The 26,809-nt window shown below is 71.9% G+C and carries 26 protein-coding genes and 1 pseudogene; 9 read left to right on the forward strand and 18 right to left on the reverse strand.

The window, feature by feature from the left end:
* Positions 1–108 precede the first annotated feature (108 nt).
* Complete coding sequence (locus AC529_RS11635; RefSeq protein ID WP_068756486.1) at positions 109–1,269, forward strand: carbohydrate kinase family protein; 1,161 nt, start codon at positions 109–111, stop codon at positions 1,267–1,269.
* Positions 1,270–1,296: 27 nt separating this feature from the next.
* On the opposite strand, the gene AC529_RS11640 is transcribed toward AC529_RS11635, so the two are convergent.
* The 3 genes from AC529_RS11640 to AC529_RS11650 all read right to left on the reverse strand — a co-directional run bounded on the left by AC529_RS11640 (position 1,297) and on the right by AC529_RS11650 (position 3,121).
* Positions 1,297–1,860 (reverse strand): superoxide dismutase family protein, encoded by a 564-nt coding sequence (locus tag AC529_RS11640; RefSeq protein WP_068756488.1) that lies wholly within the window; start codon positions 1,858–1,860, stop codon positions 1,297–1,299.
* Positions 1,861–1,963: 103 nt separating this feature from the next.
* The gene (locus AC529_RS11645) at positions 1,964–2,413 is read right to left on the reverse strand and encodes a DUF3291 domain-containing protein (RefSeq protein WP_068756490.1); all 450 of its coding nucleotides are present in this window, start codon (positions 2,411–2,413) and stop codon (positions 1,964–1,966) included.
* Positions 2,414–2,446: 33 nt separating this feature from the next.
* Positions 2,447–3,121: a helix-turn-helix transcriptional regulator gene (locus tag AC529_RS11650; protein ID WP_068756492.1), complete on the reverse strand. Its 675-nt coding sequence runs from the start codon at positions 3,119–3,121 to the stop codon at positions 2,447–2,449.
* A 131-nt stretch (positions 3,122–3,252) separates the two neighbouring features.
* Between AC529_RS11650 and ptsP the strand changes: the two genes are divergently transcribed.
* The gene (gene ptsP / locus AC529_RS11655; protein WP_068756493.1) at positions 3,253–4,929 is read left to right on the forward strand and encodes a phosphoenolpyruvate--protein phosphotransferase; all 1,677 of its coding nucleotides are present in this window, start codon (positions 3,253–3,255) and stop codon (positions 4,927–4,929) included.
* Positions 4,930–5,160: 231 nt separating this feature from the next.
* Here the strand turns inward: ptsP and AC529_RS11660 are convergent.
* The 5 genes and pseudogenes from AC529_RS11660 to AC529_RS11680 form a co-directional block, all read right to left on the reverse strand.
* Positions 5,161–5,529 (reverse strand): annotated as a pseudogene (locus AC529_RS11660) (STAS domain-containing protein).
* A 309-nt stretch (positions 5,530–5,838) separates the two neighbouring features.
* A complete protein-coding gene (gene meaB / locus AC529_RS11665) occupies positions 5,839–6,837 on the reverse strand; it encodes a methylmalonyl Co-A mutase-associated GTPase MeaB (RefSeq protein ID WP_068756496.1) in 999 nt (332 codons plus the stop codon).
* 103 nt (positions 6,838–6,940) lie between these two features.
* Positions 6,941–9,163: a methylmalonyl-CoA mutase gene (gene scpA, locus AC529_RS11670; protein WP_068756498.1), complete on the reverse strand. Its 2,223-nt coding sequence runs from the start codon at positions 9,161–9,163 to the stop codon at positions 6,941–6,943.
* Entirely contained in the window at positions 9,160–11,052 is a 1,893-nt protein-coding gene (gene mutA, locus AC529_RS11675; RefSeq protein ID WP_068756499.1) for a methylmalonyl-CoA mutase small subunit, read from the reverse strand. Before mutA ends, scpA begins: the two co-directional genes overlap by 4 nt.
* Before the next feature lie 62 nt (positions 11,053–11,114).
* A complete protein-coding gene (locus AC529_RS11680) occupies positions 11,115–12,572 on the reverse strand; it encodes an outer membrane protein assembly factor BamB family protein (RefSeq protein WP_068756502.1) in 1,458 nt (485 codons plus the stop codon).
* Positions 12,573–12,724: 152 nt separating this feature from the next.
* Between AC529_RS11680 and AC529_RS11685 the strand changes: the two genes are divergently transcribed.
* On the forward strand, positions 12,725–13,207 hold the full coding sequence (locus AC529_RS11685) for a glutathione peroxidase (RefSeq protein ID WP_068756504.1): 483 nt from the start codon (positions 12,725–12,727) through the stop codon (positions 13,205–13,207).
* Positions 13,208–13,312: 105 nt separating this feature from the next.
* Here AC529_RS11685 and AC529_RS11690 read toward each other — a convergent pair whose 3' ends face one another.
* On the reverse strand, positions 13,313–13,804 hold the full coding sequence (locus AC529_RS11690; RefSeq protein WP_068756506.1) for an NUDIX hydrolase: 492 nt from the start codon (positions 13,802–13,804) through the stop codon (positions 13,313–13,315).
* A 61-nt stretch (positions 13,805–13,865) separates the two neighbouring features.
* On the opposite strand from AC529_RS11690, the gene AC529_RS11695 reads away from it, so the two are divergent.
* Entirely contained in the window at positions 13,866–14,507 is a 642-nt protein-coding gene (locus tag AC529_RS11695; protein ID WP_068756508.1) for a YigZ family protein, read from the forward strand.
* A 4-nt stretch (positions 14,508–14,511) separates the two neighbouring features.
* On the opposite strand, the gene AC529_RS11700 is transcribed toward AC529_RS11695, so the two are convergent.
* Positions 14,512–14,754: a DUF6504 family protein gene (locus tag AC529_RS11700; protein WP_068756510.1), complete on the reverse strand. Its 243-nt coding sequence runs from the start codon at positions 14,752–14,754 to the stop codon at positions 14,512–14,514.
* 267 nt (positions 14,755–15,021) lie between these two features.
* Between AC529_RS11700 and AC529_RS11705 the strand changes: the two genes are divergently transcribed.
* A complete protein-coding gene (locus AC529_RS11705) occupies positions 15,022–15,624 on the forward strand; it encodes a TetR/AcrR family transcriptional regulator (RefSeq protein ID WP_068756512.1) in 603 nt (200 codons plus the stop codon).
* 16 nt (positions 15,625–15,640) lie between these two features.
* Here the strand turns inward: AC529_RS11705 and AC529_RS11710 are convergent, their stop codons facing one another.
* Together AC529_RS11710 and AC529_RS11715 are read right to left on the reverse strand one after the other, a co-directional pair.
* Positions 15,641–16,273, reverse strand: coding sequence for a DivIVA domain-containing protein (locus AC529_RS11710; RefSeq protein ID WP_068756514.1), 633 nt, complete (start codon positions 16,271–16,273; stop codon positions 15,641–15,643).
* A 104-nt stretch (positions 16,274–16,377) separates the two neighbouring features.
* Entirely contained in the window at positions 16,378–17,247 is an 870-nt protein-coding gene (locus AC529_RS11715) for an N-acetylmuramoyl-L-alanine amidase (protein ID WP_068756516.1), read from the reverse strand.
* 236 nt (positions 17,248–17,483) lie between these two features.
* On the opposite strand from AC529_RS11715, the gene AC529_RS11720 reads away from it, so the two are divergent.
* A complete protein-coding gene (locus tag AC529_RS11720) occupies positions 17,484–17,846 on the forward strand; it encodes a YkvA family protein (protein WP_068756518.1) in 363 nt (120 codons plus the stop codon).
* A 129-nt stretch (positions 17,847–17,975) separates the two neighbouring features.
* On the opposite strand, the gene bldC is transcribed toward AC529_RS11720, so the two are convergent.
* Complete coding sequence (gene bldC / locus AC529_RS11725; RefSeq protein WP_011293174.1) at positions 17,976–18,179, reverse strand: developmental transcriptional regulator BldC; 204 nt, start codon at positions 18,177–18,179, stop codon at positions 17,976–17,978.
* Positions 18,180–18,873: 694 nt separating this feature from the next.
* Positions 18,874–19,803, reverse strand: a complete 930-nt coding sequence (locus AC529_RS11730) for a hypothetical protein (protein ID WP_068756520.1) — start codon at positions 19,801–19,803, stop codon at positions 18,874–18,876.
* Positions 19,804–20,246: 443 nt separating this feature from the next.
* Here AC529_RS11730 and AC529_RS11735 point away from each other — a divergent pair, with 443 nt between their 5' ends.
* Positions 20,247–20,486: a DUF3073 domain-containing protein gene (locus tag AC529_RS11735; protein WP_068756522.1), complete on the forward strand. Its 240-nt coding sequence runs from the start codon at positions 20,247–20,249 to the stop codon at positions 20,484–20,486.
* 189 nt (positions 20,487–20,675) lie between these two features.
* Here AC529_RS11735 and purM read toward each other — a convergent pair whose 3' ends face one another.
* From purM to AC529_RS11750, 3 genes are all read right to left on the reverse strand, one after another.
* Positions 20,676–21,725 carry a phosphoribosylformylglycinamidine cyclo-ligase gene (gene purM / locus AC529_RS11740; protein ID WP_068756523.1) on the reverse strand — a complete coding sequence of 350 codons (1,050 nt, stop codon included), beginning with the start codon at positions 21,723–21,725 and terminating at the stop codon, positions 20,676–20,678.
* A gap of 80 nt (positions 21,726–21,805) precedes the next feature.
* Positions 21,806–23,260 carry an amidophosphoribosyltransferase gene (gene purF / locus AC529_RS11745; RefSeq protein WP_068756525.1) on the reverse strand — a complete coding sequence of 485 codons (1,455 nt, stop codon included), beginning with the start codon at positions 23,258–23,260 and terminating at the stop codon, positions 21,806–21,808.
* Between the two features lie 10 nt (positions 23,261–23,270).
* Complete coding sequence (locus AC529_RS11750; RefSeq protein WP_068756527.1) at positions 23,271–23,780, reverse strand: sterol carrier family protein; 510 nt, start codon at positions 23,778–23,780, stop codon at positions 23,271–23,273.
* A gap of 446 nt (positions 23,781–24,226) precedes the next feature.
* On the opposite strand from AC529_RS11750, the gene AC529_RS11755 reads away from it, so the two are divergent.
* Entirely contained in the window at positions 24,227–24,844 is a 618-nt protein-coding gene (locus tag AC529_RS11755; RefSeq protein ID WP_068756530.1) for a DUF47 domain-containing protein, read from the forward strand.
* A 42-nt stretch (positions 24,845–24,886) separates the two neighbouring features.
* Positions 24,887–25,885: an inorganic phosphate transporter gene (locus tag AC529_RS11760; RefSeq protein ID WP_068756532.1), complete on the forward strand. Its 999-nt coding sequence runs from the start codon at positions 24,887–24,889 to the stop codon at positions 25,883–25,885.
* 114 nt (positions 25,886–25,999) lie between these two features.
* On the opposite strand, the gene pstB is transcribed toward AC529_RS11760, so the two are convergent.
* The gene (pstB, locus tag AC529_RS11765) at positions 26,000–26,779 is read right to left on the reverse strand and encodes a phosphate ABC transporter ATP-binding protein PstB (protein WP_068756533.1); all 780 of its coding nucleotides are present in this window, start codon (positions 26,777–26,779) and stop codon (positions 26,000–26,002) included.
* Positions 26,780–26,809: the final 30 nt, after the last annotated feature.

Genomic DNA, 26,809 nt, shown 5'->3' on the forward strand with positions numbered 1-26,809 from the left:
TCCACGGTAGTGCGACGCGGGGGGACGCGGCGGCGCCGGGCAGCGCAGGTCACCAGGCCAGGAGCGGTTACTCTACGGTTCTGGACGTCGGACATGCAGGGAGCCGGTATGGCCACGGATGGAGAAGCGGAGCCCCGGGCACTCACCGCGGAGTACGGTGCACTCGAATCCACTCCCCTCGTCGGGGAGCCGAAGGACGTGCTGGAGAAGACCCGCGGCGGCGGTGGTCCGGCCGTCGACCTGGCGCTGAGCGGGACGGTCTTCTTCGACATCGTGCTGACCGGGCTGTCCGCGCCGCCCTCCAGCGGTACCGAGGTCGGCGCCCAGGGGATGGGGTCGTGTCCCGGCGGGGTGGCCAACATGGCGGTGGCCGCGTCCCGGCTGGGCCTGCGGACCGCGGTGGCGGCGGCGTTCGGCGAGGACGTCTACGGCGACTTCTGCTGGGAGACCCTGGCGACGCAGGAGATGGTGGACCTCTCGGCGTCGCGGCGGATCCCCAACTGGCACTCCCCGTTCACGGTGTCGCTGGCCTACCGGGGCGACCGCAGCATGGTCACCCACGAGCACCCCTCCCCGATCCCGCTGCACGACATGGCCCGCGACCTGCCCCGGGCCAGGGCCGCCTTCGTCAGCCTGAGCAGCGACGGCGAGGTGCCGCAGTGGGCCCAGGAGCAGGCCAAGGACGGCACCCTGCTCTTCGCCGACGTGGGCTGGGACGACAGCCAGCGGTGGTCCAGGTCGGTGCTGGAGCAGTTGCGGCACTGCCACGCGTTCATGCCCAACGCGATCGAGGCGATGTCCTACACCCGCACCGGCAGTCCGGCGCTGGCCCTGGCCGCGCTCGCCGAGTACGTCCCGGTCGCGGTGGTCACCGACGGCCCGCGCGGGGCGATCGCGATCGACCAGACCACCGGCGAGCAGGCCGAGGTCGAGGGCATCGTGATCGACGCGGTCGACACCACCGGCGCGGGCGACGTGTTCGGCGCCGGGTTCATCGTGGGGACCCTGGCCGGGTGGCCCCTGGAGCAGCGGCTGCGCTTCGCCAACCTGTGCGCGGCGCTGTCGGTGCAGCACACCGGGGGTTCGCTGTCGGCTCCGGGGTGGGCCGACATCGCCGCGTGGTGGGGCCAGTTGTGCGCGGCCCGCGGCAGCGACGAGACCAGCGCGCGGCTGGGCCGGGAGTACCGCTTCCTGGGCGACCTCGTTCCGCTGCCGTGGCTGCCCACAGCGCAGCGCCGCGCCAGCGCCACGATCGGGCTGCGGCCCTGACGCCGCGGCGGGCAGCCCGGCCGCGCGTCACTGCGGGATCGTGACGCAGGCCAGCGGCTCTCCGGCGGTCCCGGCGAGGACGGGCACGGTCTGGGTGCGCTCGGCGTGGATGACCACCGAGTTCGCCTCCCCGTCGCGGGGCGTCCACGACACCGACGTCTGGGAGTGGGCGCGCCCCTCGGCGTCGGTGTGGAAGTCCAGCCACGCCTCGTTCTGCGGGTTGGCGTAGTCGGGGTCGGGCGTGGAGGGGTCGGGGGCCGGTTCGTTCTGGTAGTGCGGCCCCGCGTCCTCGGGGTTCTCGCCGCAGGGCTTGGTGTGCAGGTGGGCACCGTAGTCGCGGTCGCCGACCAGGCCCTCCACGGTGAGGGCGATGTCGGAGCCGGAGTCGACCGGGGTGATCGTGACCTTGACGGTGGCCCCCTCGGGGACGTTCGCCGGGTCGTAGGTGACGGCCTCCGCGCCCTCGCTCCAGGTCTCGAAGGCCGCCTCGACCTGGTGCGAGGGCTCCGGTGCTTCCTCGCCGAAGGAGCCGCAGCCCGTCAACAGGAGGAGGGACAGGGCCGCGGCGGCGACGGTTGACGGGGTGCGCATGGCTGGTGCCTCCCAGAAGGTGACAGGATTCACAGGCTTGGCCGCATAGATTACTCAAAGTGCTTGAGTCGATGCAGTGCGCCCGGGAGCCTGTGGACAACTGTCAGGCGGGGGCGGGGAAGCGGGTGCGGAAGTCGAACGCCCGCTCGGTGGGTCCCTCGGCGCGGATCAGGTCCAGGCGGTCGCCCGCCTCCTCCAGGGAGGGGAGGTGCCCGGCCGGCACCCACCACAGCACCAGGTGGCGCTCGGCCAGCGGGATCATCCACTCGCGGCGGCGCCGCACCAGGTCCAGGTGGGCGCTGCGGTAGGTGAACTCCCACAGTGCCTCGACCGACTCCCACACCGAGAGGTTGAGCAGCAGGTCGTCGCCGAAGAAGCGTTCTCCGGTGGCGTCGTCGGACCCCTCGCAGCGGTAGCGCCACACGAAGCCGGGGCTGGCGTCGGCCAGGGCGTTGATCGGGTCGAGCAGCGCGAAGAACTCCGCGACCTCGGGGGAGTCCATGGGGGCCTTGAGGGTGCCGATGTTCAGTTGGGCGAGGTGGTAACCGCTCATGGGGAGGAGTCCACCACGCCCCGGCCTTCTAAGTCAATGATTTTTGTTTTTAGAAATGGCGACGCAGCAGTGCCCGGGCCGCGGGGCCATGCGCGCGGTGAAGCCCTCCGCCCCCGCGCCCGCCAGCAGCCCGCTCAGCAGCTCCAGGTTCATCCCGCAGGCCAGCGGCGGGAAGTCGCGGGCGAGCGTGTGGAACGGGCAGTTGCGCAGCCGCAGCGTCTCCGGGTCTCCGTCGTCCGCCGCGGGCTCGTAGCCCAGGCTGACCAGGGCCTCGCGGAGCTGCTCCAGGTCGACCGGGCCTTCGGCGGAGACGGCGCCGCCCCGGCGCCTGCCCTCCGCGCGGGCCGCCGCGTACAGGGGCTCCTCGGCGCCCGCCCGCTGCACCGCCTCGGCCAGCAGGTGCGCCGCGCTCTCGTAGTCGCGGGGCGGCAGGTGCACGTCCACCTGGCGGTCGGCGCGCCGGTACAGCTTGGCCGGGCGCCCCGACCCGGGGCCCTCGCGGCCGGAGAGCTTGCGGCGGCTCGTCGTCAACAGCCCCGCCTCCACCAGCTTGTCCAGGTGGAAGGCGGCCAGGGTACGCTGCACGCCCACGGCGTCGGCGGCCTCGGCGCGGCTGGTCTCACCGTCCCGGCCCGCCACGTACTCGTAGAGTCGCCGGCGCACCGGGTCGGCCAGCGCGCTGACCGCGTCGATGTCGGCTTGGCTCATCCCCCCATTGTCGACCAGCAGGGGGACTGGCCGTGGCGCGGCGGGTCCACCACCATGGAGGGAATTCCGCGCCCCGCGGCCGGCCCGCGGCCGCCGGAGCGCGGTGTGCCGACGGGACGACGGAGGACGGAATGGAACCGAACCGAAGACCCCCTGCCGTCGGGGAGCGGACGCTCACCGGGGTGCCGGCCAGCCCGGGAAGGGCCGTCGGGCCGGTCGCGGTGCTGGCCCCGCCGCCCGCCCTGCCCGGGGTGCGCCCCGCGGTCGACGACCCCGCCGCGGAGACCGCCCGCGCCCTGGCCGCCCTGGAGCGCGTCGCCGAACTGCTGCGCGCGCAGGCCGCCTCCCTCGACGGCCCGGCCCGGGAGATCCTGGAGGCGCAGGCCCTCATGGCCGCCGACCCGCAACTGGCCGCCGCAATCGCCGAACGGGTCCGGGAAGGGCTCGCGGCGGAGTGGGCGCTCGACGCCGCCATCACCTCCTACCAGGAAGTGTTCCGCTCCATGGGCGGCTACCTGGCCGACCGCGCCGCCGACCTCGGCGACATCCGCAACCGGGCGCTGGCGGTGCTGCTGGACGCCCCCATGCCCCGCCCACCCGCCCCCGGCCATCCGTTCGTGCTGGTCGCCGAAGACCTCGCGCCCGCCGACACCGTCCGCCTGGACCCCCAGACGGTCCTGGCGATCGTCACCCGGATGGGCGGCCCCACCGACCACACCGCGATCCTGGCCCGCTCGCTCGGCATCCCCGCCGTCGTCGCCTGCACCGAGGCGCACCGGCTGTACGACGGCGTTCCGGTCGCGGTCGACGGCGACCGGGGCGAGGTCGTGGTGCGCCCCGCGGCGGGGCAGGCCCCGCCGGTGCGCCCGGCCCGCCCGGCCGCCGACGCGGAGGTCACCGGGCCGGGGCGTACCGCGGACGGGCACCCCGTGGCGCTCCTGCTCAACCTGGGCGGGGAGGACCCCGAGCGCGCCGCCGCGCACGACTGCGAGGGAGTGGGGCTGCTGCGCACCGAGTTCCTGTTCCTGGACCGCGTCACCGAACCGACCCAGGAGGAGCAGTACGCCGCCTACGCGCGGCTGTTCCGGGCCTTCGGCGACCGTGTGGTGACGGTGCGCACCCTGGACGTGGGCTCGGACAAGCCGCTGGCCTTCGCGGCCCAGGGCGACGAGCCCAACCCGGCGCTGGGGACGCGGGGGTTCCGCACCGTGCGCACCTGCCCCGGGGTGCTGCGCCGCCAGCTCGCGGCGGTCGCGCGGGCGGCCCGGGAGACCGGGGCGCGCGTCCAGGTGATGGCGCCGATGGTCGCCACTCCCCAGGAGGCCGCGGACTTCGTCGGGATGGCGCGCGAGGCCGGGCTCGCCGAGGTCGGCGTGGTGGTCGAGGTGCCCTCGGCCGCGCTGCTCGCCGACCGCATCCTGCGGCAGGTGGACTTCGTGTCCGTCGGCACCAACGACCTGTCCCAGTACACCCTGGCGGCGGACCGCACCCGCAACGCCCTGCCCGACCTGCTGGACCCGTGGCAGCCCGCGCTGCTGCACCTGGTCGGCCGGGTGGGGGCGGCGGGCCGGAGCCTGGGCAGACCGGTGGGGGTGTGCGGGGAGGCCGCCGCCGATCCCCTGCTCGCCCTGGTGCTCGTGGGACTCGGTGCCACGAGCCTGTCCATGGCCGCCCCCGCCCTGCCCGGGGTGCGCCGTGCGCTGGCCCGACACAGCCTGCGGGACTGCCGCGACCTGGCGGCCCTGGCGCTGGCGGCGGCGGGACCGCGGGAGGCCCGGGAGGCCGTCCGCGGCGCGGTCGGGTGGTGAGCGGAACGGGGGAGGAGGCCGTGCCCGCGACCGCAGGCCACAGGAGGAGCGAAAAGTAATTCTCTTATTACTGAGAGTAGCTGTCTTGTGCGTGGCGGAAACACGGGCGCGGCTCACCGGAAAAACGCGCTGCGCACCGGAGGCGTCCGGGAAACGCGGGCGCGGCCGTGGCCCCGGCCGGAGCCGACCGGGACCACGGGAGTCTTCCGCCGGCCGCCCGGCGGTGGGGAATCAGCCGGCCTGCCGGGCCACCAGGGCCTGCATGGCGACGACCGCCGCCGCCACCGTGCGGTGCACCGGAAGCTGGCGGTGCAGGCCCACCAGGCGGATCACCTTGGTGACCCGCTCGTTCGGCGCGGCGAGTGCGAGGCTGCCGCCGCGCTCCCGCACCAGGCGGTAGGCGCTGATGACGGCGTTGAGTCCACTGGAATCCATGAAGTCCAGGGCGGAGAAGTCGAGGATCAGCTACGGTCCGTGCGCGTCGATCGCGGACTGGACCGCGGAACGCAGATCTCCCGCCGTGGCGATGTCGAGGTCTCCCTCCACCGAAACGATCACGCTGCGGTTCTCGACCCGGGTGCTCACCCCAAGCCTGTACACGTTGTCACTCCTCCCAGCCTCACGAAATCATGAGGGGTCCCCATCAGCGACCACAGGTCACCTCTCAGACCGGTTGCCCTCAGCGCGGTCCCTTGTCGCGCCGATACTCCCGCCCCACGGTGTTCATCCGCACCATGCGACGGGGGCGCCTCTCCCCGATCCCCTGGTCGCTCGTAAGGCTTTGGACACACACGGTATTAGCCAAAACGTCAATCGGGAATGGCTGGAAGCAAGAAATTTTCGAGCCGTCGGTCCCGACCGGTTCGAGCCCGGCGGAAACCCGGGAATAAAACAGGGTCTGCTGTTTCGTCAGTCACTCTGTGGTGACTCTGTGAATGCGGAGAGTATTTGCTCTGCGGCGAGTGTTGCGGTGGTCGTCCCCGACCGCACCTCCTCCTCCAGGCGCGGGGCGAGCGCCCGCACCCCCGGAGCGGTGCGCAGGTTCTCCAGCAGCCGGTCCTTGACCTGGCTCCACATCCAGTCCACCTGCTGGCGGCTGCGGCGCTCGGCCAGCTCGCCGGTCTCCTCCAGGGCCGCGCGGTGGGCCAGCACCTGCTCCCACACCGCGTCCAGCCCGGTGCCCTCCAGACCGCTGCAAGTGAGCACCGGCGGAGTCCACGACGGGGAGACCGGTTGCAGCAGCCGCAGCGCGCGCGACAGCTCCCGGGCGGCCCGGCGGGCCTCCGGCTCGTGCGGGCCGTCGGCCTTGTTCACCGCGACCACGTCCACCAGCTCCAGCACGCCCTTCTTGATGCCCTGGAGCTGGTCGCCGGTGCGCGCCAGCGTGAGGAACAGGAAGCAGTCCACCATCCCGGCCACCGCCACCTCGGACTGGCCGACCCCCACCGTCTCCACCAGCACCACGTCGAACCCGGCGGCCTCCATCAGGAGCATCGTCTCGCGGGTGGCGCGGGCCACCCCGCCCAGCGTCCCGGCGGAGGGGGAGGGGCGCACGAACGCGTTCGGGTCCGTGGACAGGCGGGCCATGCGGGTCTTGTCGCCCAGGATGCTGCCGCCGGTGCGCACCGAGGAGGGGTCCACCGCGAGCACCGCCACCCGGTGGCCCCGCCCGGTCAGCAGGCTGCCCAGCGCGTCGATGAACGTGGACTTGCCCACCCCCGGCACGCCGGTGATGCCCACCCGGTGCGCCTTCCCGCTGTGCGGCAGCAGCCGCACGAGGAGCTCCTGGGCCAGCCGGACGTGGTCGGGCCGACGCGACTCCACCAGGGTGATCGCCCGCGCCAGCGTGGGCCGGTGCCCGGCGAGCACGCCCTCGGCGTAGGCGTCGATGTCGATGGTTCTGCTCATGGCTCCTCGATGCTTCCAGATCGGTCCGGTCCGCCGCTTGGCGGGGGAGCGCCGCGGGGACCCCGGGCACGCCCGGGGTCCCCGCGCTCGACCCGCCGGAGCGTCAGTGCCCCAGGCTCTCGCGGAGCCGGTCGAGGAGCTCCAGCGCGGCCTCGGCGATCACGGTGCCGGGCGGGAAGATCGCCGCGGCGCCCGCCTCGTACAGGGCGTCGAAGTCGGCGGGCGGGATCACGCCGCCCACCACGATCAGGATGTCGGAGCGCCCCAGCGCCGCCAGCTCGTCGCGCAGCGCGGGCACCAGCGTCAGGTGCCCCGCGGCCAGCGACGACACGCCGACGATGTGCACGTCGGCCTCCACCGCCTGCGCGGCGACCTCGGCGGGCGTCTGGAACAGCGGCCCCAGGTCGACGTCGAAGCCGAGGTCGGCGAACGCGGTCGCGATCACCTTCTGCCCGCGGTCGTGGCCGTCCTGGCCCATCTTGGCGACCAGGATGCGCGGACGGCGCCCCTCCGCCTCCTCGAACTCCGCGACCTTCGCGGCCACCTCGTCCATGGACACCCGCGCCGCCTCCGAGTTCTGCGCCTCGTTCCGGTACACGCCCTGGATGGTACGGATCTGGCCGGAGTGCCGCCCGAACACCTTCTCCACGGCCTCGGAGATCTCCCCGACCGTGGCCTTGGCGCGGGCCGCCTCCACCGCGTGGGCGAGCAGGTTGTTCTCCAGCGTCGCGCCGTTCGCGGTCGCGGCCGCCGCCGCGGTGAGCCGCCGCAGCGCCTCCTGCACGGCCTCCTCGTCGCGCTCGGCGCGCAGCCGCCGCAGCTTCTCGATCTGCTCGGCGCGCACCCGGCTGTTGTCGACCTTGAGGACCTCGATCTCGTCCATCGCGGCCGGCCGGTACTTGTTGACGCCGATCACCGGCTGCTGCCCGGAGTCGATGCGCGCCTGGGTGCGCGCCGCCGCCTCCTCGATGCGCATCTTGGGGATGCCCGCGTCGATGGCCTTGGCCATGCCGCCGGCCTCCTCCACCTCGCGGATGTGCCCCCAGGCCCGCACGGCCAGCTCGTGGGTGAGCCGCTCCACGAAGGAGCTGCCGCCCCACGGGTCGATGACGCGGGTGGTCCCCGACTCCTGCTGCAACAGCAACTGGGTGTTGCGGGCGATGCGCGCGGAGAAGTCGGTGGGCAGCGCCAGCGCCTCGTCCAGCGCGTTGGTGTGCAGGGACTGGGTGTGCCCCTGGGTGGCGGCCATCGCCTCCACACAGGTGCGCACCACGTTGTTGAACACGTCCTGGGCGGTCAGCGACCAGCCGGAGGTCTGCGAGTGCGTGCGCAGGCTCAGCGACTTGGGGTTGCGCGGCGAGAACTGCTTGACCAGCTTGGCCCAGAGCAGCCGGGCCGCGCGCAGCTTGGCGACCTCCATGAAGAAGTTCATGCCGATCGCCCAGAAGAACGACAGGCGCGGCGCGAACGCGTCCACCTCCAGCCCGGCGTCCAGCCCGGCGCGGATGTACTCCACGCCGTCGGCCAGCGTGTAGGCGAGCTCCAGGTCCGCGGTGGCCCCCGCCTCCTGCATGTGGTAGCCGGAGATCGAGATGGAGTTGAACCGCGGCATCCGCTGCGAGGTGTAGGCGAAGATGTCGGAGATGATCCGCATCGACGGCTGCGGCGGATAGATGTAGGTGTTGCGGACCATGAACTCCTTGAGGATGTCGTTCTGGATGGTCCCCGCCAACTGCTCGGGCGCCACCCCCTGCTCCTCGGCGGCCACGATGTACAGCGCCATCACCGGCAGCACCGCGCCGTTCATGGTCATCGACACGCTCATCCGGTCCAACGGGATGCCGTCGAACAGTTGCCGCATGTCGTAGATGGAGTCGATCGCCACCCCGGCCATGCCGACGTCGCCCGCCACCCGGGGGTGGTCGGAGTCGTAGCCGCGGTGGGTGGCCAGGTCGAACGCGACCGACAGGCCCTTCTGCCCGGCGGCCAGGTTGCGCCGGTAGAAGGCGTTGGACTCCTCGGCCGTGGAGAAGCCCGCGTACTGGCGGATCGTCCACGGCTGGTTGACGTACATCGTCGGGTACGGGCCGCGCAGGAACGGCGCCAGCCCGGGATAGGTGTCGAGGAAGTCCAGGCCCTCGCGGTCGGCCCCGGTGTACAGCGGCTTGACGCCGATGCCCTCGGGGGTCTCCCACACCAGCGCGTCGGGGCCCTTGCCGGTGGCCTCGGCCAGCGCCCGGCGCCACCGCTCGGCCGACTCGGGACCGGAGGCGGCCGCGGGGGTGCCCGCGGCGACCTCCGCGAAGTTCGGGATGTTGGCGCTCATCGGGCTGCTCCCAGGAAGTCGCTGAGGTCGGTCAACAGGGTCAGTGCGTCGCAGCCGGAGAACACGAAGCCGTCCACTCCGGCGGCGGACAGGTCGTCGGAGGGCTTTCCGGCCAGCAGCACCCGCTCGGCGCCCGCCTCCCGCAGCGCGGCGACGGTGGCGGCGGCCTGCTCGGCGTAGACCCGGTCGCTGGAGCACACGCAGGCGACGCGCGCCCCGCTCTCCCGGAACGCGGCCGCGGCCTCCTGCGGACCGGCTCCGCCGCCGCTGACCGGCTCGATGCCGCCGGCCTGGAACAGGTTGGCGGCGAAGGTCGCCCGCGCGGTGTGCACGGCGACCGGCCCCAGCGTGGCCAGGAACACCCGGGGCCGCGCCCCCGTCTCGGCCAGGGTCGCGTCGGAGCGGTCCCGCAGCGCCTCGTACTCGGCGGCGTAGCGGCGCGCCGGCAGCGCGTTGGGGGCGTCGGACACGGGAGCCGCGGGCGCGGGGTCGCGCTCCAGGACCGGCTCGTCCAGGTTGGGGAACTCGCTCACCCCGGTCAGCGGGTCGCGGCGGTGGGCCAGGTTGACGCGGCGCTGCTGCCAGACCGCGTCGACCCGCTCGGCCACCAGGCCGCAGGCCAGCGCCTCGGCCAGGCCCCCGGCGGCCTCCAGCTCCTGGAAGAACGCCCACCCCCGCTGGTACAGCTCGGCGGTGAGGCGCTCCACGTAGAAGGAGCCCCCCGCGGGGTCGATGACCCGGGCGATGTGCGACTCCTCCAGCAGCAGCGACTGGGTGTTGCGGGCGATGCGGCGGGCCAGCGCGTCGGGCAGGCCCAGGGCCGTGTCGAAGGGGCGGACGGTGACGGCGTCCGCGCCGCCCACTCCCGCCGCGAAGCAGGCCAGGGTGGTGCGCAGCATGTTCACGTACGGGTCGCGGCGCGTCATCATCGCCGCGGAGGTGACCGCGTGCTGGCGCATGCCGCGGCGCTCCTCGGGCAGACCGCACACCTCGGTGACCCGGTTCCACATGGCGCGGGCGGCGCGCAGCTTGGCGATGGTGAGGAACTGGTCGGCGTCGGCGGCGAACCGGAACTCGATCCGCGCCGCCGCGTCGGCCAGGTCCAGCCCGGCGTCGGTCAGCGCGCGCAGGTAGGCCACGCCCGCGGCGACGGCGGCGCCCAGCTCCTGCGCCTCCGAACCGCCGGCCTCGTGGACCGGGGTGCCGTCGGCGACCACCAGGCGCAGGCCGGGGCGGGCGGCGGCGAGCCCGGCCGCGAACCGCGCGGCCGCGGCGACGTCGGCGCGCTCACCGGTGCGGGCGGCCAGGCCGAGCGGGTCGATGCCCAGGTTGCCGGAGACCGCGCTGTCCGGCAGGTCCCGGTCGGCGTACGCGGTGAACAGGGCCGCCGCGGCGGCCTCGTAGTCGGCTCCGGCGTCCAGGACGACCGGGGCCAGGTCCAGGTGGACGTCGGCGAGCACCTCGCCGATCCGGTCCACCGGCACCCCGGCCGCGCCCACGCCCAGCCAGATCGAGGTGACCCCGTTCTCCAGGTCCTCCAGGACCGCCCGGCGCGCGGCGGCGGCGTCGGGGTGGGCGTGGTACTGGCGCACGTCCCAGCCGTCGGCCACCGCGCCCTGGGGCCGCGCTCCCCGGATGAACGGTGCGATGCCGGGGAAACCGGACTCGATGTCGTCGTCACGGTCGTACAGCGGCTGGATGGTGATTCCGTCGTAGGTGGTGGTGGACAGGAGGCTCTCGGGTGCACCGGACGCCGCGTCGACGTCCACACCGCTCTTGCGCAGCACTCCTGCGACCAGGTCGCGCCACTGCTCCTTCGACACCGAGGGGAAGTCGGCGGCCAGGGTCAGGGCACCGGTGGTCGTGGCTGTGTTCTCCGGCACGCTCATACTTCGGATGGTAGAGAACGGCATTCGGTTTGGAGCGCACCAGGGTTCGGTGACGGTGCACCTCAACCACGCTCTGTGGGCGACAGTGACGGAGCGGCGGTGGGCTTCGGCGGGGTCTCGGGGGCGAAGACGAAGCGCTGCCGGTCCTGCACGACGAGGGCGTGGCCGTTGTCGGTGACCGCCTCCACGTAGCCGGTCAGGTCGTCGGCGACGACGTCCTTGGTCGTGGCCTCGAACACCACCTGGGAGCCGTCGTCGTCGGCGCGGGAGTCGCCGTAGACGTACCCGGCCAGGGCGAAGCGCGGCGACACCGACCGTTCCGCGACGCTGTCGAACGACCACAGCCGTTCGCCCGCGGCCAGGTCCACGGCGATCACCGTGGTCGCGGCGTCGGCCTGCGGCACCAGGAGGGTGCCGGTCGCGCCGTCCCAGACGGTGCCGGGGACCGGCGTGGCGCCGAACGAGTCGCCCAGGGGGTTGCTGCCCGGTTCGCCGAGCGTCCACAGCGTCGTCCCGTCGCGCAGGTCGTGCAGGGAGAGCAGGGAGGACTCCTCGGGGCTGCTCCAGCGGACCAGCACGGTCCACCGCGGTTCGGCGGTCTCGTCCGGCTCCGCGGACTCCTCGGCGCCGGTCGGCGCGTCCTCCTCCTTCTCCGCGGCGGGCAGCGTGTAGAAGCCGACCAGGTGCGGCCGGGGGGTGGACAGCGTCCGGCCGTCCGGGGCCTCCACGGAGTCGCCGGAGACGCGCCACAGCAGTGCCCCGTCGTCGGCGAGGTCGCGGGCCTGGAGCAGCCCGGCGCCGTCGTCCAGCAGCACCACCTCGTCCCGCGCGCCCACCGGGACGCCCAGGTGCGCGGCGGCCTCCTCGTCCTCCGCGTCCTTGTCCCCGTCCTCCTGCGCGTCCCCCCGGGCGGGGTCCTCGGGCGCGGTGAACTCGTAGGACCACTCGACGCCGCCCTCCGCGGGCTCGCGGATCACGAACTCGCCGTACGGCTCGCTCGCGCTCCAGTCGGCGGGGGCGCGCACGACCAGCCCGTTGAGGTAGCTCTCGCGGGGGTCGGAGCTGGTCCACACCGTCCGGCCCGCCGCGTCCACCACGCTGCGGGTGACCCGGTCCCCCTCGCGCGTGCTCACCTCGAACACGTCCGCCCCGGTCCGGTCCTGGGTGAACCGCTCGACCCGCGACTCGCCCCGCCACAGGACGCGGCCGTCGGCGGCCTCCTGCAACAGGTGCCGCTCCTCGCTGTTGGAACTGATGAGGAAGGCGTCGCCGACCGCGTGGATGCGCACGCCGCGGGGGTCGTCCAGGATCTCCTGGGCGGGCTCCTGCGGGTCGTGCAGGTAGCGCAGCGGAGTGTCCGCCAGGCCGGGCGGGGCCTCCCCCTCGTAGACCGTGGGGAGGGGCCGCGGCGAGGACGGCGCCGGTTCGGGAGGGGCGTCCCGGTCCGTGCAGGACACCGCGGCGGACAGCAGGATCACGCCGGTCACCAGCGTCCAGAGGCGTCGCCGTCCGCTGCGCATGTCGCTACCTACTTCTTCCTCGGCCGGACTGATCTGTGCCCGATCCTAGGGCTCCGACCGGGGGCGGACACGCGAGTCGCCGCAACCGTCACCGAGAGTGTTCGCGGGATCGGGTGCCCGGCGGCTGAGGCGGATCGGGTTAGGCTCCGGGCATGAAGATCTACCAGAGCGAGTTGCGCACCCTGGAGGGCGAGCCGTTCCGACTGCCGCACAACCAGTTGCTGCTGATCGTCAACGTCGCCTCCAAGTGCGGTTACACCCCGCAGTACAGCGGGCTGGAAAGACTCCAGGAAGCGTACGCCTACCGCGGGTTCTCCGTGATCGGCGTGCCCTGCAACCAGTTCGGCGGACAGGAGCCGGGGGACGCCGCGGAGATCCGGCTGTTCTGCGCCACGACCTACGGGGTCAGCTTCCCCATCCTGGAGAAGATGGAGGTGAACGGTCCCAACCGGCACCCCCTCTACGCCGAGCTGACCAAGGCCCGCGACACCCGGGGCCTGGCCGGGGACGTCGAGTGGAACTTCGAGAAGTTCCTCGTCGCGCCCGGCGGAAGGGTGCTCTACCGGTTCCGGTCCGCGGTGGAGCCGGAGGACCCCGAGGTCATCAGCGCGATCGAGGAGAACCTGCCGAACTGACCGGGACCGGTCCGGCCGCACCGAATCACCCGCCCCGACGCGGTCGCGGCAGGCGGGTCCGCCGCAGCGCGGACACGCCGTGCCGGGAGCGGGGGCGGGTACGGGTCAGGGCTCGCGCCACGGCCCGTCGCGGAGGTCGAACCAGCCGACCGTGCCCGACAGCGCGTGGTCGATGCGGCGCATGATGCGCCCCGGCATCGGCGGCAGGTCGGCGTAGGCGAACCAGCGCACCTCCAGGGACTCGTCGTCGTTGACGCGAGCCTCGCCCGACACCGGTCGGCAGCGGAAGGTCAGGTCGAGGATCTGCACCAGGTCCCCGTTCGGGTAGGTGTAGGGCTCCTCCATGACCGCGCTGACCAGCGCCTCGGGGTGGACGCGCAGCCCGGTCTCCTCCTCCAGTTCCCGCACCAGGGTGGCGGCGGGCTGCTCGCCGGGCTCCACGAGGCCGCCGGGGGTGCACCAGCGTCCGTCGTCGGCGCGGCGGTGCAGCAGGATGCGCCCGTCCGGGGCGACGACCACCGCCGTCACTCCGACGAGGGGCAGCAGGGCGTGGCCCACGTGCTCGCGCAACCGCAGGACGAATGGGGGTGTCGGCATGGCACCGACCCTACAGAGGGCCGCGGCGGCGTCCGGTGCGGCGCATACGATCGGAGGCGGCATGAGAACGATCAGACGCGGCGGCGAGCACCGGATCGACATCAAGAAGTCCCGTTTCATCTGCGCGCTCGCCCGGGTGGCGGACGAGGACGAGGCGCGGGCGTTCATCGCGGAACGGCGCAGGCTGCACTGGAACGCCACCCACAACTGCACCGCCTACGTGGTGGGCGAGGACGGCGGGGTGCAGCGGTCCAGCGACGACGGCGAGCCCGCGGGGACCGCGGGGATTCCCATGCTGGAGGTGCTGCGCCACCGCGGGCTCACCGACACCGTCGCGGTGGTGACCCGCTACTTCGGGGGGATCAAGCTCGGCGCGGGCGGACTGATCCGCGCCTACGGGGCCGCGGTGGCGGAGGCGGTCGACGCGGTGGGGGTGCTGGAGCGGCGCACGCTGCCGGTGATGGCGGTGCTGGCCGACTACCAGCAGGCCGGGCGGCTGGAGAGCGCGCTGCGGGAGTCGCCGCACCGGGTGCTGGACGTGCGCTACGGGGCCGACGTCCAGTTGGACGTCGCGCTGGTCGGGACCGGCCCGGCGGAGTTCGCGGCCTGGATCGCCGAGATCACCGCCGGGCAGGCCCTCTGCGAGCCGCAGGGAGAGACGACCGTGGAGGTCGAGGTCGAGGCGGGCGGGGCCGCGTCCTAGGAGCTCAGTGCCACAGCCGCCGCATCGTCCAGTGGTTGGTCTCGGGGTCCAGGGCGATGTCGGCGATGCCGGGGTGGCCGTGGTCGGACTCGGCCGCCACCCGGACCAGTCGCCCCTCGGTGGGAGCCGTGTCGCCCCAGGTGCCGATGACCCGGCGTACCCGGTAGAGGGTGCCGCGCCAGGCGAACAGGGCGGGGGTGTCGCCTACGGTGGAACGGACGTCGATCTGTTCGTTGTAGAGACTCACCCGCGCACCCTACCGAACACAGGTTCGGGTCGGGGTCTTTTGCCACGGTGTGCCGCGGTCGTTCCGGTGCGAGAATTGTCGCCGCCTGTTCCGGAGGGAATTCGGTGCCCGGTTACCGCTCGGTCACCGATATCGTCGGAAACTGCCGTCCCGGAGGGGACTGGACGGTGACATACTGGTTGGTATGTCCCGTGTCCTATGCTTGGACCGGCACACCCGGGGACGGCGGCGCCACGGACAGGCGGTGGACGCGAGAGGCAGAGGAACATGACGCAGTCAGTCGAGTCGAAGACGGTCTCCCCCTCCGTGCCGGATCGCCTGCTGGCCGAGGCCACCCGGCTGTTCGCCCAGCGCGGTTTCGACCGGGTCTCGGTCCAGGAACTGGTCGAGGCCGCCGGGGTCACCAAGGGGGCGATGTACCACTACTTCACCTCCAAGGACGACCTGCTCTTCGCGGTCTACCAGCGCGTCCTCAAATTGCAGATGAGCCGGCTGCGCCAGGTCGTCGAGGGCGGCGGGGACGTGACCGAGCGGCTGCACGCGGCGGCCGCCGACGTCGTGCGCACCACCGTGGACAACCTCGACGACATGGTCATCTTCTTCCGGTCGCTGCACATGCTCTCCCCCGGGCGACAGCGCGAGGTGCGCAGGGAGCGCCGCAAGTACCACGAGCTGTTCCGCTCCCTGATCGAGGAGGGGATGAGCGAGGGCGTCTTCCACGACAAGATCCCGGCGGACATCGTGGTCAACTACTTCTTCGGCGCGGTCCACCACCTGAGCATGTGGTACCGGTCCGACGGCGAGCTGAGCGGCGCCCAACTGGGCGCCCACTACGCCGACCTGCTCCTGGCGAGCCTGCGGACCGACTGACCCGCCGCGGGCGCGGTCAGTGCAGCCCGTAGCGCTCCAGCTCGTCGGCGATCTCGTCGAGGAAGGCGTCCACCTCGGCCTCCACGTAGCCGGAGCGCAGCCGGGTGCTGGAGAACCGGGCCTCGCGCACCTGCGACGCGGTCAACTGGGCGTCGGAGACCCGGCCCGCCACCAGTGCGGCGATGGTGGCCTCGGCGCGGTCGAGGAAGGCGTCCACCTCCTCCTCCGCGTAGCCGACCCGCAGCCGGGTGGTGTTGAAGCCCTTGTTGCGGATGTCCTCGGGACGCATGCGGGGACTGACGGGCTCGCGGGGAGGCGGCGCGGTGCGGCGGAAGTACTCGGCGCTGTGCTTGCCGGTGCGCAACTGCTGCGAGTAGAGGCCGAACCCCCGCAGGGTCTCGGCGATCTCGTCGAGGAAGGCGTCCACCTCTTCCTCGTCGTAGCCCGGGCGCATCACGGTGGTCCGGAACTGGGACCGCATCACGTCGGAGGCGGTGATGACCTTCGTCGGGCGGGTGCCCTGTTCGAGCGCCCGGAGGGTGGCCTCGACCCTGCGCAGCAGCGCGTCGACGTCCTCCTGGACGTACCCCAGGCGCATGCGGGAAGGGCTGAACCGCTTGTCGCGCACATCACTGGAAGTCAGTGGCATAGCACCATTGTGCCGACTGAGCGTGAGCGGCACCACACACGGGGAAAGCGGAGTGTCCCGAAGGACAGGGGTCTTCGGGACTCAGGACGCTTCCCGGCCGCCTTTCACCTCCGGACGGACTCCTCCAGGAAGCGGGTCAGCCCGGCGGCGATGCCGTCCGCGGCGAGCTCGCGCCACTCGGGGTCGGTGAGCTTGGCCGCGTCCTCGGGGTCGCGCATGTTGCCGACCTCCAGGAAGACCTTGGGCACGGTGGACAGGTTCAGGCCGCCCAGGTCGGTGCGGACGTCGATGCCCTCCTCGCCGAGGTAGTCGGAGTAGGGGTGGCCGGTCACCGCGTGGAACTCGTCGCGCAGGGCCTCGCCCAGCGCGTAGGAGGACTCCAGGATGGGCTCGGTGAACCCGGGGACCTCGCCGGGGACGATCACGTGGAAGCCCCGGGAGCCCGGGGCCGCCCCGTCGGCGTGGACGGACAGCGCGGCGTCGGCTCCGGCCTCGTTGCCGATCCGGGCGCGCTCGTCGATGCACGGGCCGACGCCGCCGTCGCTCTGGCGGGTCAGGACCACGGTGGCGCCCGCCTCCTCCAGACGGTCGCGCACCAGCAGCGACAGCTCCCAGGTGAACTCGTGCTCGTAGTAGCCGTCCGCGGTCCGGGCGCCCACCGTGTCGCACTCCTTGGTGCCCGGCCCGGCCGGGACGGAGCGGCTGATCCGCTCGGCGGCGTCGGCGTTGCCGCCGTTGTGGCCGGGGTCGAGCACCACGACCCTGCCCTCCAGGGGCAGCGGGCCGGCCGGAGAGGGGGAGGAGGACGCGGTCGCGCCGCCGTCGGGGGAGGGCAGCGGGGACTCGGCGGCCACCCCGATGCTGGGGCGGGCGCCCGGCGGGGGCGACCAGCAGGCGGCGGTCAGCAGCAGCCCGGCGGCGGCTGCGAGCAGCCGGACCGCGCGGGAGGGCTCGGACGGACGGGGGGCGGTAATGCTTCCTCCGGTGACGGGGTGTCGTGGCGGTCGGTCGTCGGATCGGGACGACCGATCCCAAACTTATGACACGTCGGTCGCGGAGCGTGAATCCGGTGCGGCGGTGCAGAGATTGTCACTCCGCCCGGCGCTTAAGAGCTTTCGACACGGGGGAACAGAAAAGCACCACGGCACGTCAATATGGCCAGGCGCCCGGAACCGCTCCGGGCGTGCCGACCCCGTTTCGAGGTGGAGGAATGCGCAAGTCGAACCGCGCCGCTGCCGGCGCCGCCGCCTGGAAGATGGTCTACGACAGCACGCAGAACGGAAAGCCGTCCCTCGGCGCCCGGATCAAGGCCCTGCCGCGCATGCTGGGGGCGCGGATGCGCGGGCAGTACCGGGAGCTGACCACCTCGAAGATCGTGCTGCTCCTCGCCGCCCTCGCCTACGTCGTCTCCCCCGTCGACCTCGTCCCCGAACTGTTCGTCCCGCTCTTCGGGGTCGCCGACGACGTGGGCGTCGCGGTCTGGCTGACCGCCATGCTGCTGGGGGAGACCGAGCGCTTCATCAACTGGGAGCGGATCGGGACCGACCACATCGAGGGTGAGGTGGTGTCCTGAACCGGCCGCACCCGGCGGGCGCCTCGGGCCGGACATGCTGAGGGGTGGGCCGCTGCAGCGGCCCACCCCGGACTTTCGGGTGGTGGGCGTCCCCCCGACGTCCCGCCGAAACCGTGTGGGGCGAGGAGGTTACTCGCTGCGCTGGCTGGGGATTCCGGCCAGGAGAGCGCGGACCTCGGTCTCCCGGTAGCGGCGGTGGCCGCCGAGGGTGCGGATCGAAGTCAGCTTGCCGGCCTTCGCCCAACGGGTGACGGTCTTGGGGTCCACGCGGAACATGGTGGCGACCTCGGCAGGGGTCAACAGGGGCTCCGCCTCGGGCGTGCGAGTTGACATGTGTACGGCCTCTCCTCCCGGATCTCTGTCTGATCCTTAGAGACTTTCAATCCTGGCGCTTGGTCCGGATGTCCAATATTGCCCTGAGGTCTATATTGGCATCACCCGAGGTGATTGTGCGACCACTTAACGCGACTTTGTCAAATGGGACCGCAAAGCCGCACATGTAGCGCGTCACGCTGAGTGATTCTAGCGACACGTTTAGTGGCATGTGGCGTATTCGGTCAAAACTTCGTTCTCGGACTCTGGTTTTCTCGATCCGGCGGGCCGAAAGTGCGGGGAGGATGGGGACCCAAACCGGCTGTTCCCGCCGTGGAAGGGGCGGTTCCTGGGTAGTGGTCCGACCCCCTCGTGCCCCCGGGTCGAGTGGTCGCTGCGCTGGCCGGTGTCGGCCACCGACCCGTGCAGACGGTGGGGAACCCCTTGCTGTCCGGGGCTCCGAGGCCTCCTCGGTGCGCTCGGTGACGGTGCCAACACAGTCTATATCGCTACCTATCGGATGTTATGCCCACTTTCAGTAAGGTTGGCGTCAACTGAGTGGCTCGTCCCTGACTATCCCGTCCCTACCCGCACGGAAACCGAAAACACATCGGCAAAAACCTGGTTGACCAGGTTCGGAGGTGCCGGGAGCGGGGACGGAAGCTCTGCTGACGGGCGCGATCGTCCCCGCGTTGGGCAAAGGCGGCGCAGGGGCCTAGTTGGCGTGCCGCAGGGCGCGGACCGCGTCCCAGCGCTCCCGCAGCCGCATGCGCATCGCCGCCACCAGTTCCGGGCGTCCCCGCTCCATCGCGGTGAGCGCCGTGTGCACCTCGGCGGCCGATTGGTCGGACTGAAGGGCCGCGTCGTCCAGCAGGTGCACCAGACCGCCGTAGTCGAGCTCCAGGAGCGCGCGCGGGTGCGCCACCGCGCCCACCCACTCCTCCAGGCGCTCCAGGGCGTACAGGAACGAGGAGCCCGCCGGGGAGCAACCGCTCACCACGCGGACGGCCCGGGCCAGCCGGGGAAGCGCGTCGGCCGCCTGGGTGACGTAGAGCAGCGTGCGCACGGGCGCGTGCTCCGGGACCGGCAGCGCGGTCCCGCACTGCGGGCACGCCCCGCCCTGCGAGGCGTGGGCGAACGGCTCGCCCTCCGGGGCCCCGTCGCCGTGCTCCAGGACCAGGTGCCGCTCCCCGGGGTCGAACGGCACGAACCAGGCGAGCGGCACCTCCCAGGTGCTCGTCAGGATCTGGACCCGGGTGTTCCCCGTCCGCTCGCGCCACCGCTCGAAGTCGCGCTGGGTCTCCTGGACCACCAGGTCGGGGAGGAACGCCTGGCGCAGCCGCTGCGAGGCCGTGGTGCGCAGCGTGGCGAAGGCGAGCCAGGAGCGCAGCCGGGTCTGCCAGGGGCAGACGAACAGCTCGCCGCCGACCCGGCGCACGTAGGCGTCCCCGCTCTCCGCCAGGGGCGCGGCCAGCGGCGGGTCGCAGAGCAGCCGCTGGAGGCTCTCCTCGTGTTCGGCCGCCATCGCCTCGATCCGCCCTCGGCAGCGCGGCGAGTCCGCATACGACCTCCAGTACTCCCGTTCCCGGCTGGGGAAGGCCACGAGAGGCTGGTAGAGGCGGAGATAGGCGATATACGGGAGCACGCTCGCATAGTGACACAGAACAACCGCGAAACGTGGGATTTTGGCTGGGTATGGCAACTGTTTTCGGTCATCGTCGCCGCGGCGGCGGGAACCGGCGGGAGAGAGCAACCTCACAGGGGGTCGCGGGCGGGAACCGGATCCGGCCGCCCGGCGGTCCGCGCCGTACCCGCGCGGACGGCGGACGACGTGTACGGCCGAGGTTTGTGCCCTGTGGTTCTGTAGGATTTCGGTTTCCGAAATCCCCCTCCGGGGAGGTGTGGAGGGGAAGGCACGACCGCTTGGACGTGGGCGGCGTAGGCAGGTCACCTCTGAACGGGGTACGGTTGTATCCGTACGTAAAGCTGGTGCCTGTCGTCAGTGCGGTGATGGCCGCCAGCCCGGCAATGCGGTTTTGCTAGTGAACTGGGGTTTGCGAGAACCCAATCGTTGAGGGGGTCGAGCCAATGGGGCGCGGCCGAGCCAAGGCCAAGCAGCAGAAGGTCGCCCGGCGGTTGAAGTACAGCACCGGTAACACGGACCTTGATCGGCTTCGGTCAGAGCTGGGTGTCGGTGAGCGTGCGTCGAAGTCCTCGGATTCACCGGAAGACACGTACGGTGACCCTTACGACGACCTGATCGAACGCTACGCGGACTACGCCGAGAAGTACCCGGGGGGCGACGACTCCGACTCGGACCGTCGCTGACCCCGCTGCCTTCACCGTCGACCAGAGATGTCAACCGCACGGAGCCGGGCCTTTCTGCCGGATTACCGCGCGGCAGTCGATCTGTTCGAAGAGCTCTGAGCGACGGAGACGCAGCCGCCGAACCACACAGGAACAGGGTCGAAACCCGGGGCTGTCTCACCGACGAGAAGCCCCGGTTTCGCATGTCCGCTAACGGTGGTCTCCGGTGAGGACGGCCCGTCCGGAGCCGGGGACCACCGAACCCAGAACCCAGGAGGGCACGCCCCGCTCCGCGAGCACGGCCAGGGCGCGCTCCGCGGCGTCCTCGGCGACCACCGCCACCATGCCCACGCCCATGTTGAACGTGGCCTCCATGTCCTCGCGGGAGATCGAACCGTGCTCGGCGATGAAGCCGAAGACGGGGTCGGGCGTCCAGGTGGCGCGGTCCAGCACCGCGTCGACCGTGTCCGGCAGCGAACGGGCCAGGTTGGCGGCCAGCCCGCCGCCGGTGATGTGCGCGAACGCGTGCACCTCGACGGCTGCGGCGAGCGCCAGGCAGTCCCGGGCGTAGATCCTGGTCGGGGTGAGCAGGACCGCGCCGAGCTCGCCGCCCAGCTCGGGGACCTCGGCCCGCAGGTCCAGCCCGGCGTCGGCGACGACACGCCGGATGAGCGAGTAGCCGTTGGAGTGCGGCCCCGAGGAGGCCATCGCGACGACCACGTCGCCGGGGCGGACCCGGTCGGGGCCGAGGATCGCGTCGGCCTCGACGATCCCGGTGCCCGCGCCGGCCAGGTCGTACTCGTCCGGCCCCATCGCGCCGGGGTGCTCGGCGGTCTCCCCGCCGATCAGCGTGCACCCCGCCTGGCAGCAGCCCTCGGCGATCCCGCCGACGATCTCGGCGATCCGTTCGGGCACCACCGAGCCGCAGGCGATGTAGTCGGTCAGGAACAGCGGCTCGGCCCCGCTGACCACGAGGTCGTCCACCACCATCGCGACCAGGTCGATGCCGATCGTGTCGTGCCGGTCCAGCTCCTGGGCCAGCATGACCTTGGTGCCCACCCCGTCGGTGGAGGTGGCCAGCACCGGGGCAGTGTACTTGGCGAGGTCGAGCCGGAACAGCCCGGAGAAACCGCTGGCGTCGGGGACGAGCTCGGGCCGGCGGGTCCGTGCCACGTGCCTCTTCATCAGTTCCACCGCGCGCTCGCCGGCGGCGATGTCGACTCCGGCGGCGGCGTAGGCGGTGGTGGCGCCCTCTGACACGAGAGAAACCTCTTCTGTGGTGGTCGGGAGCGCGGCGCGGCGGTCGCGCCGCTGGACGGCGACTGGGGACGGGACGGCGGCTAGGTGCGCTTGGGCGTGCCGCAGGACTTCTCCAGCAGGTACTTGCCGCGGGAGTCCTCGTCGACCTCGATCGGGTAGGCGCCGTCGAAGCAGGCCCGGCAGAGCCGGTTCTTCGCGACCCGGGTGGCCGCGACCAGCTCGTCCAGGTCGATGAATCCGAGCGAGTCCGCGTCGATGGAGCGGCAGATCTCCTCGACGGAGAGGTTGCCCGCGATCAGTTCCGCCTTGGTGGCGAAGTCGATGCCGTAGTAGCAGGGCCACATGACCGGCGGACTGGAGATGCGCACGTGCACCTCGGCGGCGCCCGCCTCGCGCAGCATCCGTACGAGCGCGCGCTGGGTGTTGCCGCGGACGATCGAGTCGTCCACCACCACCAGCCGCTTGCCCTCGATGACCTCGCGCAGCGGGTTCAGCTTCAGGCGGATGCCGAGCTGGCGCAGCGTCTGGCTGGGCTGGATGAAGGTGCGGCCCACGTAGGAGTTCTTCACCAGGCCCTGGGCGAACGGGATGCCGCTGCCCTCGGCGTAGCCCACCGCGGCCGGGGTGCCCGACTCGGGGACCGGGATGACGATGTCGGCGTCGGCCGGGTGCTGCTCGGCGAGCCGGCGCCCCACCTCGACGCGGGTGCTGTTGACGTTGCGCCCGGCGATGGTGGTGTCGGGGCGGGCCAGGTAGACGTACTCGAACAGGCAGCCCTTCGGCTCGGCCGGGGCGAACCGCCGGGACACCACACCGTCGGCGTTGATGAGCAGCAGCTCCCCTGGCTCGACCTCGCGCACCACGTGGGCGCCGACGATGTCCAGGGCCGCGGTCTCGCTGGCGACCACCCAGCCGCTGTCGAGCCGGCCCAGCACCAGCGGGCGGATGCCCTGCGGGTCCCGGGCGGCGTACAGGGTGTGCTCGTCCATGAAGACCAGCGAGAAGGCGCCCTTGACCTTGGGCAGCACCTCCAGCGCGGCCTCCTCGGTGGTGCGGTGGGGGGCGGCGGCCAGCAGGCTGGTCAGCACCTCGGTGTCGGTCGTCGCGTTGAGCCGGTCCGAGGGCAGCATCGCGGCGAGTTCCGGGGTGTTGATGAGGTTGCCGTTGTGGCCGAGCGCCAGTCCGCCCTCACGCGCACTGAAGAAGGTCGGCTGTGCGTTCTCCCACACGGGCGACCCCGTGGTGGAGTAGCGGCAGTGGCCGATCGCCAGGTGCCCCTTGAGGGAGTCGAGGGTCACCTCGTTGAAGACCTGGGAGACCAGTCCCATGTCCTTGTAGACGACGATGCGCTCGCCGTCGCTGAGGGCGATGCCCGCGGACTCCTGGCCCCGGTGCTGGAGTGCGTAGAGACCGAAGTAGGTCAGCTTGCTTACTTCTTCGCCTGGAGCCCAGACTCCGAACACTCCGCAGGCGTCCTGCGGTCCGCGTTCCAGGGGATCGATGTCCAGGCTGAGACGGCCGTCGGGTTGCGACACGTGATCCAGCTTAGTGGCTGTTCCCGAGACCGGAGTCACGCGGGGGCACCCCGTCCTGCCTGGGCCACAGCGGCAGCACCGGCGCCAGATCGGCGCGTACGCCGCTGGCCGAGACGCGGTGGGAGGCGACCGAGTCGGCCCAGGTGACTTCCCCCACAACCAGCGCGGTCCAGGTGAGCGGATCGGTCTCGACCACGCCCGGCGGGGTGCCGCGGGTGTGCCGGGGGCCCGCCATGCACTGCACGGCGCCGTACGGCGGGACGCGGACCTCCAGGGCCTGCCCGGGGTGGCGGGCGGAGAGTTCGGCGAGGGTCGCGCGCACCACGGCCTTGACGGCCGGGCGGTGCGGCTCCAGGCCGCTGCGGTCGGCGCGCAGCACGGCGCGGGCGCACTCCTCCAGGACCGGTCCGGTCAGGTCGGGGCCGCCGTAGGGCGGCTCGCCCAGAGCGGCGAGCTGCTCGTCGAGCGCGGAGCGCAGCGCGGCGTGGCGGCGCTGTGCGGCGGTGGATCGGGAAGCCATGACTTAGATCACGATCAGAGAACGATTGTCGCGCTGTGCCGCGGGGAGCGGCGCCGGCCGGGACGCCGGTCCGGACGGCCGGGCGAACGGGCGGTGGACAGTGGGTTAACCTTGCGTTTCGGAAAGATGACCGGTCGGTGAAGCCTCCTCGGGTTGCAGAGTTCTCCACCGGTTCGTCTCACGTTTACGAAACCCTATCTCCGAGAACGAGTGGGACAGCGGTCCACTTCGCCGCCTTCGTGTCTGAGGTGTGGCGGCTAGGATGGAATTGCTCCACTACGTCGGCATTTTGGCGACGCCGGGGTAGCTGTAACTGAACATCGAGTGACGCACCCCGCGCCGTGAACCGGGGGGTGCGGCGCGGTCGCGCCCAGACGGGGACTACCGCGGGACAGGGCCCGACAGCCCAGAGGACACGAGCCTTACCGCACTCATGGGAGAAAGATGTGCGTCTTCGCCTGACACCGCGCGATGACAGCTACTACGAGATGTTCGCCGACTTCGCGAACGAACTGGTCGTGGCCTCCGGGCTCCTGGTGGAACTGATCAGCGAGGACGCCGACCGCGAGGCCATCGTCGAGAAGATGCGGCAGTGCGAGCAGACGGGGGACGAACGCACCCACGCCATCATGCGCCGCCTCAACGGAAGCCTGGTCACCCCGTTCGACCGGGAGGACATCTACCGGCTGACCTCCAGCCTCGACGACGTCATGGACTCCATGGAGGCCGCGGTCGACTTCATCGGGCTGTACCAGTTGGAACGCCTCCCCAAGGGCATCATCGACCAGGTCGGGATCCTGGAGCGCGCCGCCGAGCTCACCGCACAGGCCATGCCGCGGCTGCGCTCCATGCGCAACCTCTCCAGCTACTGGATCGAGATCAACCGCCTGGAGAACCAGGCCGACCACATCTACCGGCGCCTGCTGGCGCACCTGTTCAGCGGGGCCTACGACGCACTGACGGTGCTCAAGCTCAAGGACGTCGTCGACCAGTTGGAGGCCGCGGCCGACGCCTTCGAACACGTGGCCAACACGGTCGAGAGCATCGCGGTCAAGGAAGCCTGACCGCCCCTTCCACCCCCCGACCCCGGAACCGGAACACCCCCCGTGCTCCTCGAATCCGCCCTGCTCGCGGTGGTCGCGGCGGCCCTGGTCTTCGCGTTCACCAACGGCCTCCACGACGCCGCGCACACCATCGTCACCTCCGTCGCGTCCAGGGCGCTCACCCCCCAGGTGGCGATCGCCCTGGCCGTGCTGATGAACCTGCTGGGCGCGTTCCTCGGCGAGGGCGTGGCCCGCACCATCGGCCAGGACATCATCAGCCCCGTCCACGGCGGGGACGGCCTGGCCGTGCTGTTCGCGGCGCTGTGCGGCGCGGTCGTCTGGAACGTCTTCGCCTGGTACCGGGGCATGCCCTCCTCGGCCTCGCACGCGCTGGTCGGGGGGATGGTCGGGGCCGCGCTGGTCTCGTCGAGCAGCGTCGACTGGCGCGGGCTCGCCACCAGCTTCCTGGTGCCCATGGTGGTGGCGCCGCTGCTGGGCTGGCTGCTCGGCTACCTGATCATGCTGGCGATCCTGTGGCTGTTCCGCAACACCGCCCCGCGCTCGGTGAACCGGGGCTTCAAGCTTGCCCAGAGCGTGTCGGCGGCGACCCTGGCGCTGGGCAACGGGCTCCAGGACGCGCAGAAGACCATGGGCATCGTCGTCCTGGCCCTGGTCACCGTCGGCCACCAGAGCGACTACACCGTTCCGAAGTGGGCGGTGGCCTGCGCGGCGGTGGCGGTCTCGCTGGGCACCGCGACCGGCGGCTGGCGCATCGTGCGCACCCTGGGGCGGCGGGTGAGCCGCATCGACCCGGCCCGGGGGTTCGCCGCGGAGGCGGCCGTCTCGCTCATCACCGGCTTCACCTCGCTGGTCTGGCACGCGCCGATCTCCAGCACCCACACCACCACCTCGGCCATCGTCGGCGCGGGCACGGCCCGGCGGCTGGCGGAGGTGCGCTGGCCGGTGTTCGTCGACATCGTGAAGTTCTGGCTGCTCACCGTCCCGGCGTCGGGGGCGGTCGCCGCCTGCGTCTACGGGCTGCTGCGGCTGACCGGGCTGTGAGCCGCGCCCGCGCCGCCCGGCGCCGAGGAGCGGCGGCGGGGCGCGAAGTCCGGCGCAGACGGCTGCGGCCCGCCCGGAGGACCGGGCGGGCCGCAGCCGCGGGCCGGGGACGGCCTAGCCGAAGCGGCCGGTGATGTAGTTCTCGGTCTCCTTCTTCTCCGGCTTGGTGAAGATCTTGTTGGTCTCGCCCATCTCGATGAGCTTGCCGGGCTTGCCGGTGCCCGCCAGGTTGAAGAACGCCGTCACGTCGCTGACCCGGGCGGCCTGCTGCATGTTGTGCGTGACGATGACGATCGTGTAGTTCTCCTTCAACTGGGCGATCAGGTCCTCGATCGCCAGCGTCGAGATCGGGTCCAGCGCCGAGCACGGCTCGTCCATGAGCAGCACGCTGGGCTCCACCGCGATGGCCCGCGCGATGCACAGGCGCTGCTGCTGGCCGCCGGACAGGCCCGCGCCGGGACGGTCCAGGCGGTCCTTGACCTCCTCCCACAGGTTCGCGCCGCGCAGGGAGCGCTCCACGATGTCGTCGGCCTCGGACTTGCGCAGCCGCCTGTTGTTGAGCTTGGCCCCGGCGATGACGTTGTCGTAGATGGACATGGTGGGGAACGGGTTGGGGCGCTGGAAGACCATGCCGACCTCGCGGCGCACCTCCACCGGGTCCACGTCGGGGGAGTAGATGTCCTGGTCGTCCAGGAGGACCTTGCCCTCCACCCGGGCGCCGGGGGTGACCTCGTGCATCCGGTTCAGGGTGCGCAGGAAGGTGGACTTGCCGCAGCCGGAGGAGCCGATGAAGGCGGTGACCGACCGGGGCTCGATGGTCATCGAGACGTTCTCGACGGCGAGGAAGTCGCCGTAGTAGACGTGCAGTCCGGAGACGTCGATTCGCTTGGCCACTGTGTTTCCTAAGACCGTGTTCGGTGGTGG

The sequence above is a fragment of the Thermobifida cellulosilytica TB100 genome (assembly GCF_001517975.1).
GTDB lineage: Bacteria > Actinomycetota > Actinomycetes > Streptosporangiales > Streptosporangiaceae > Thermobifida > Thermobifida cellulosilytica.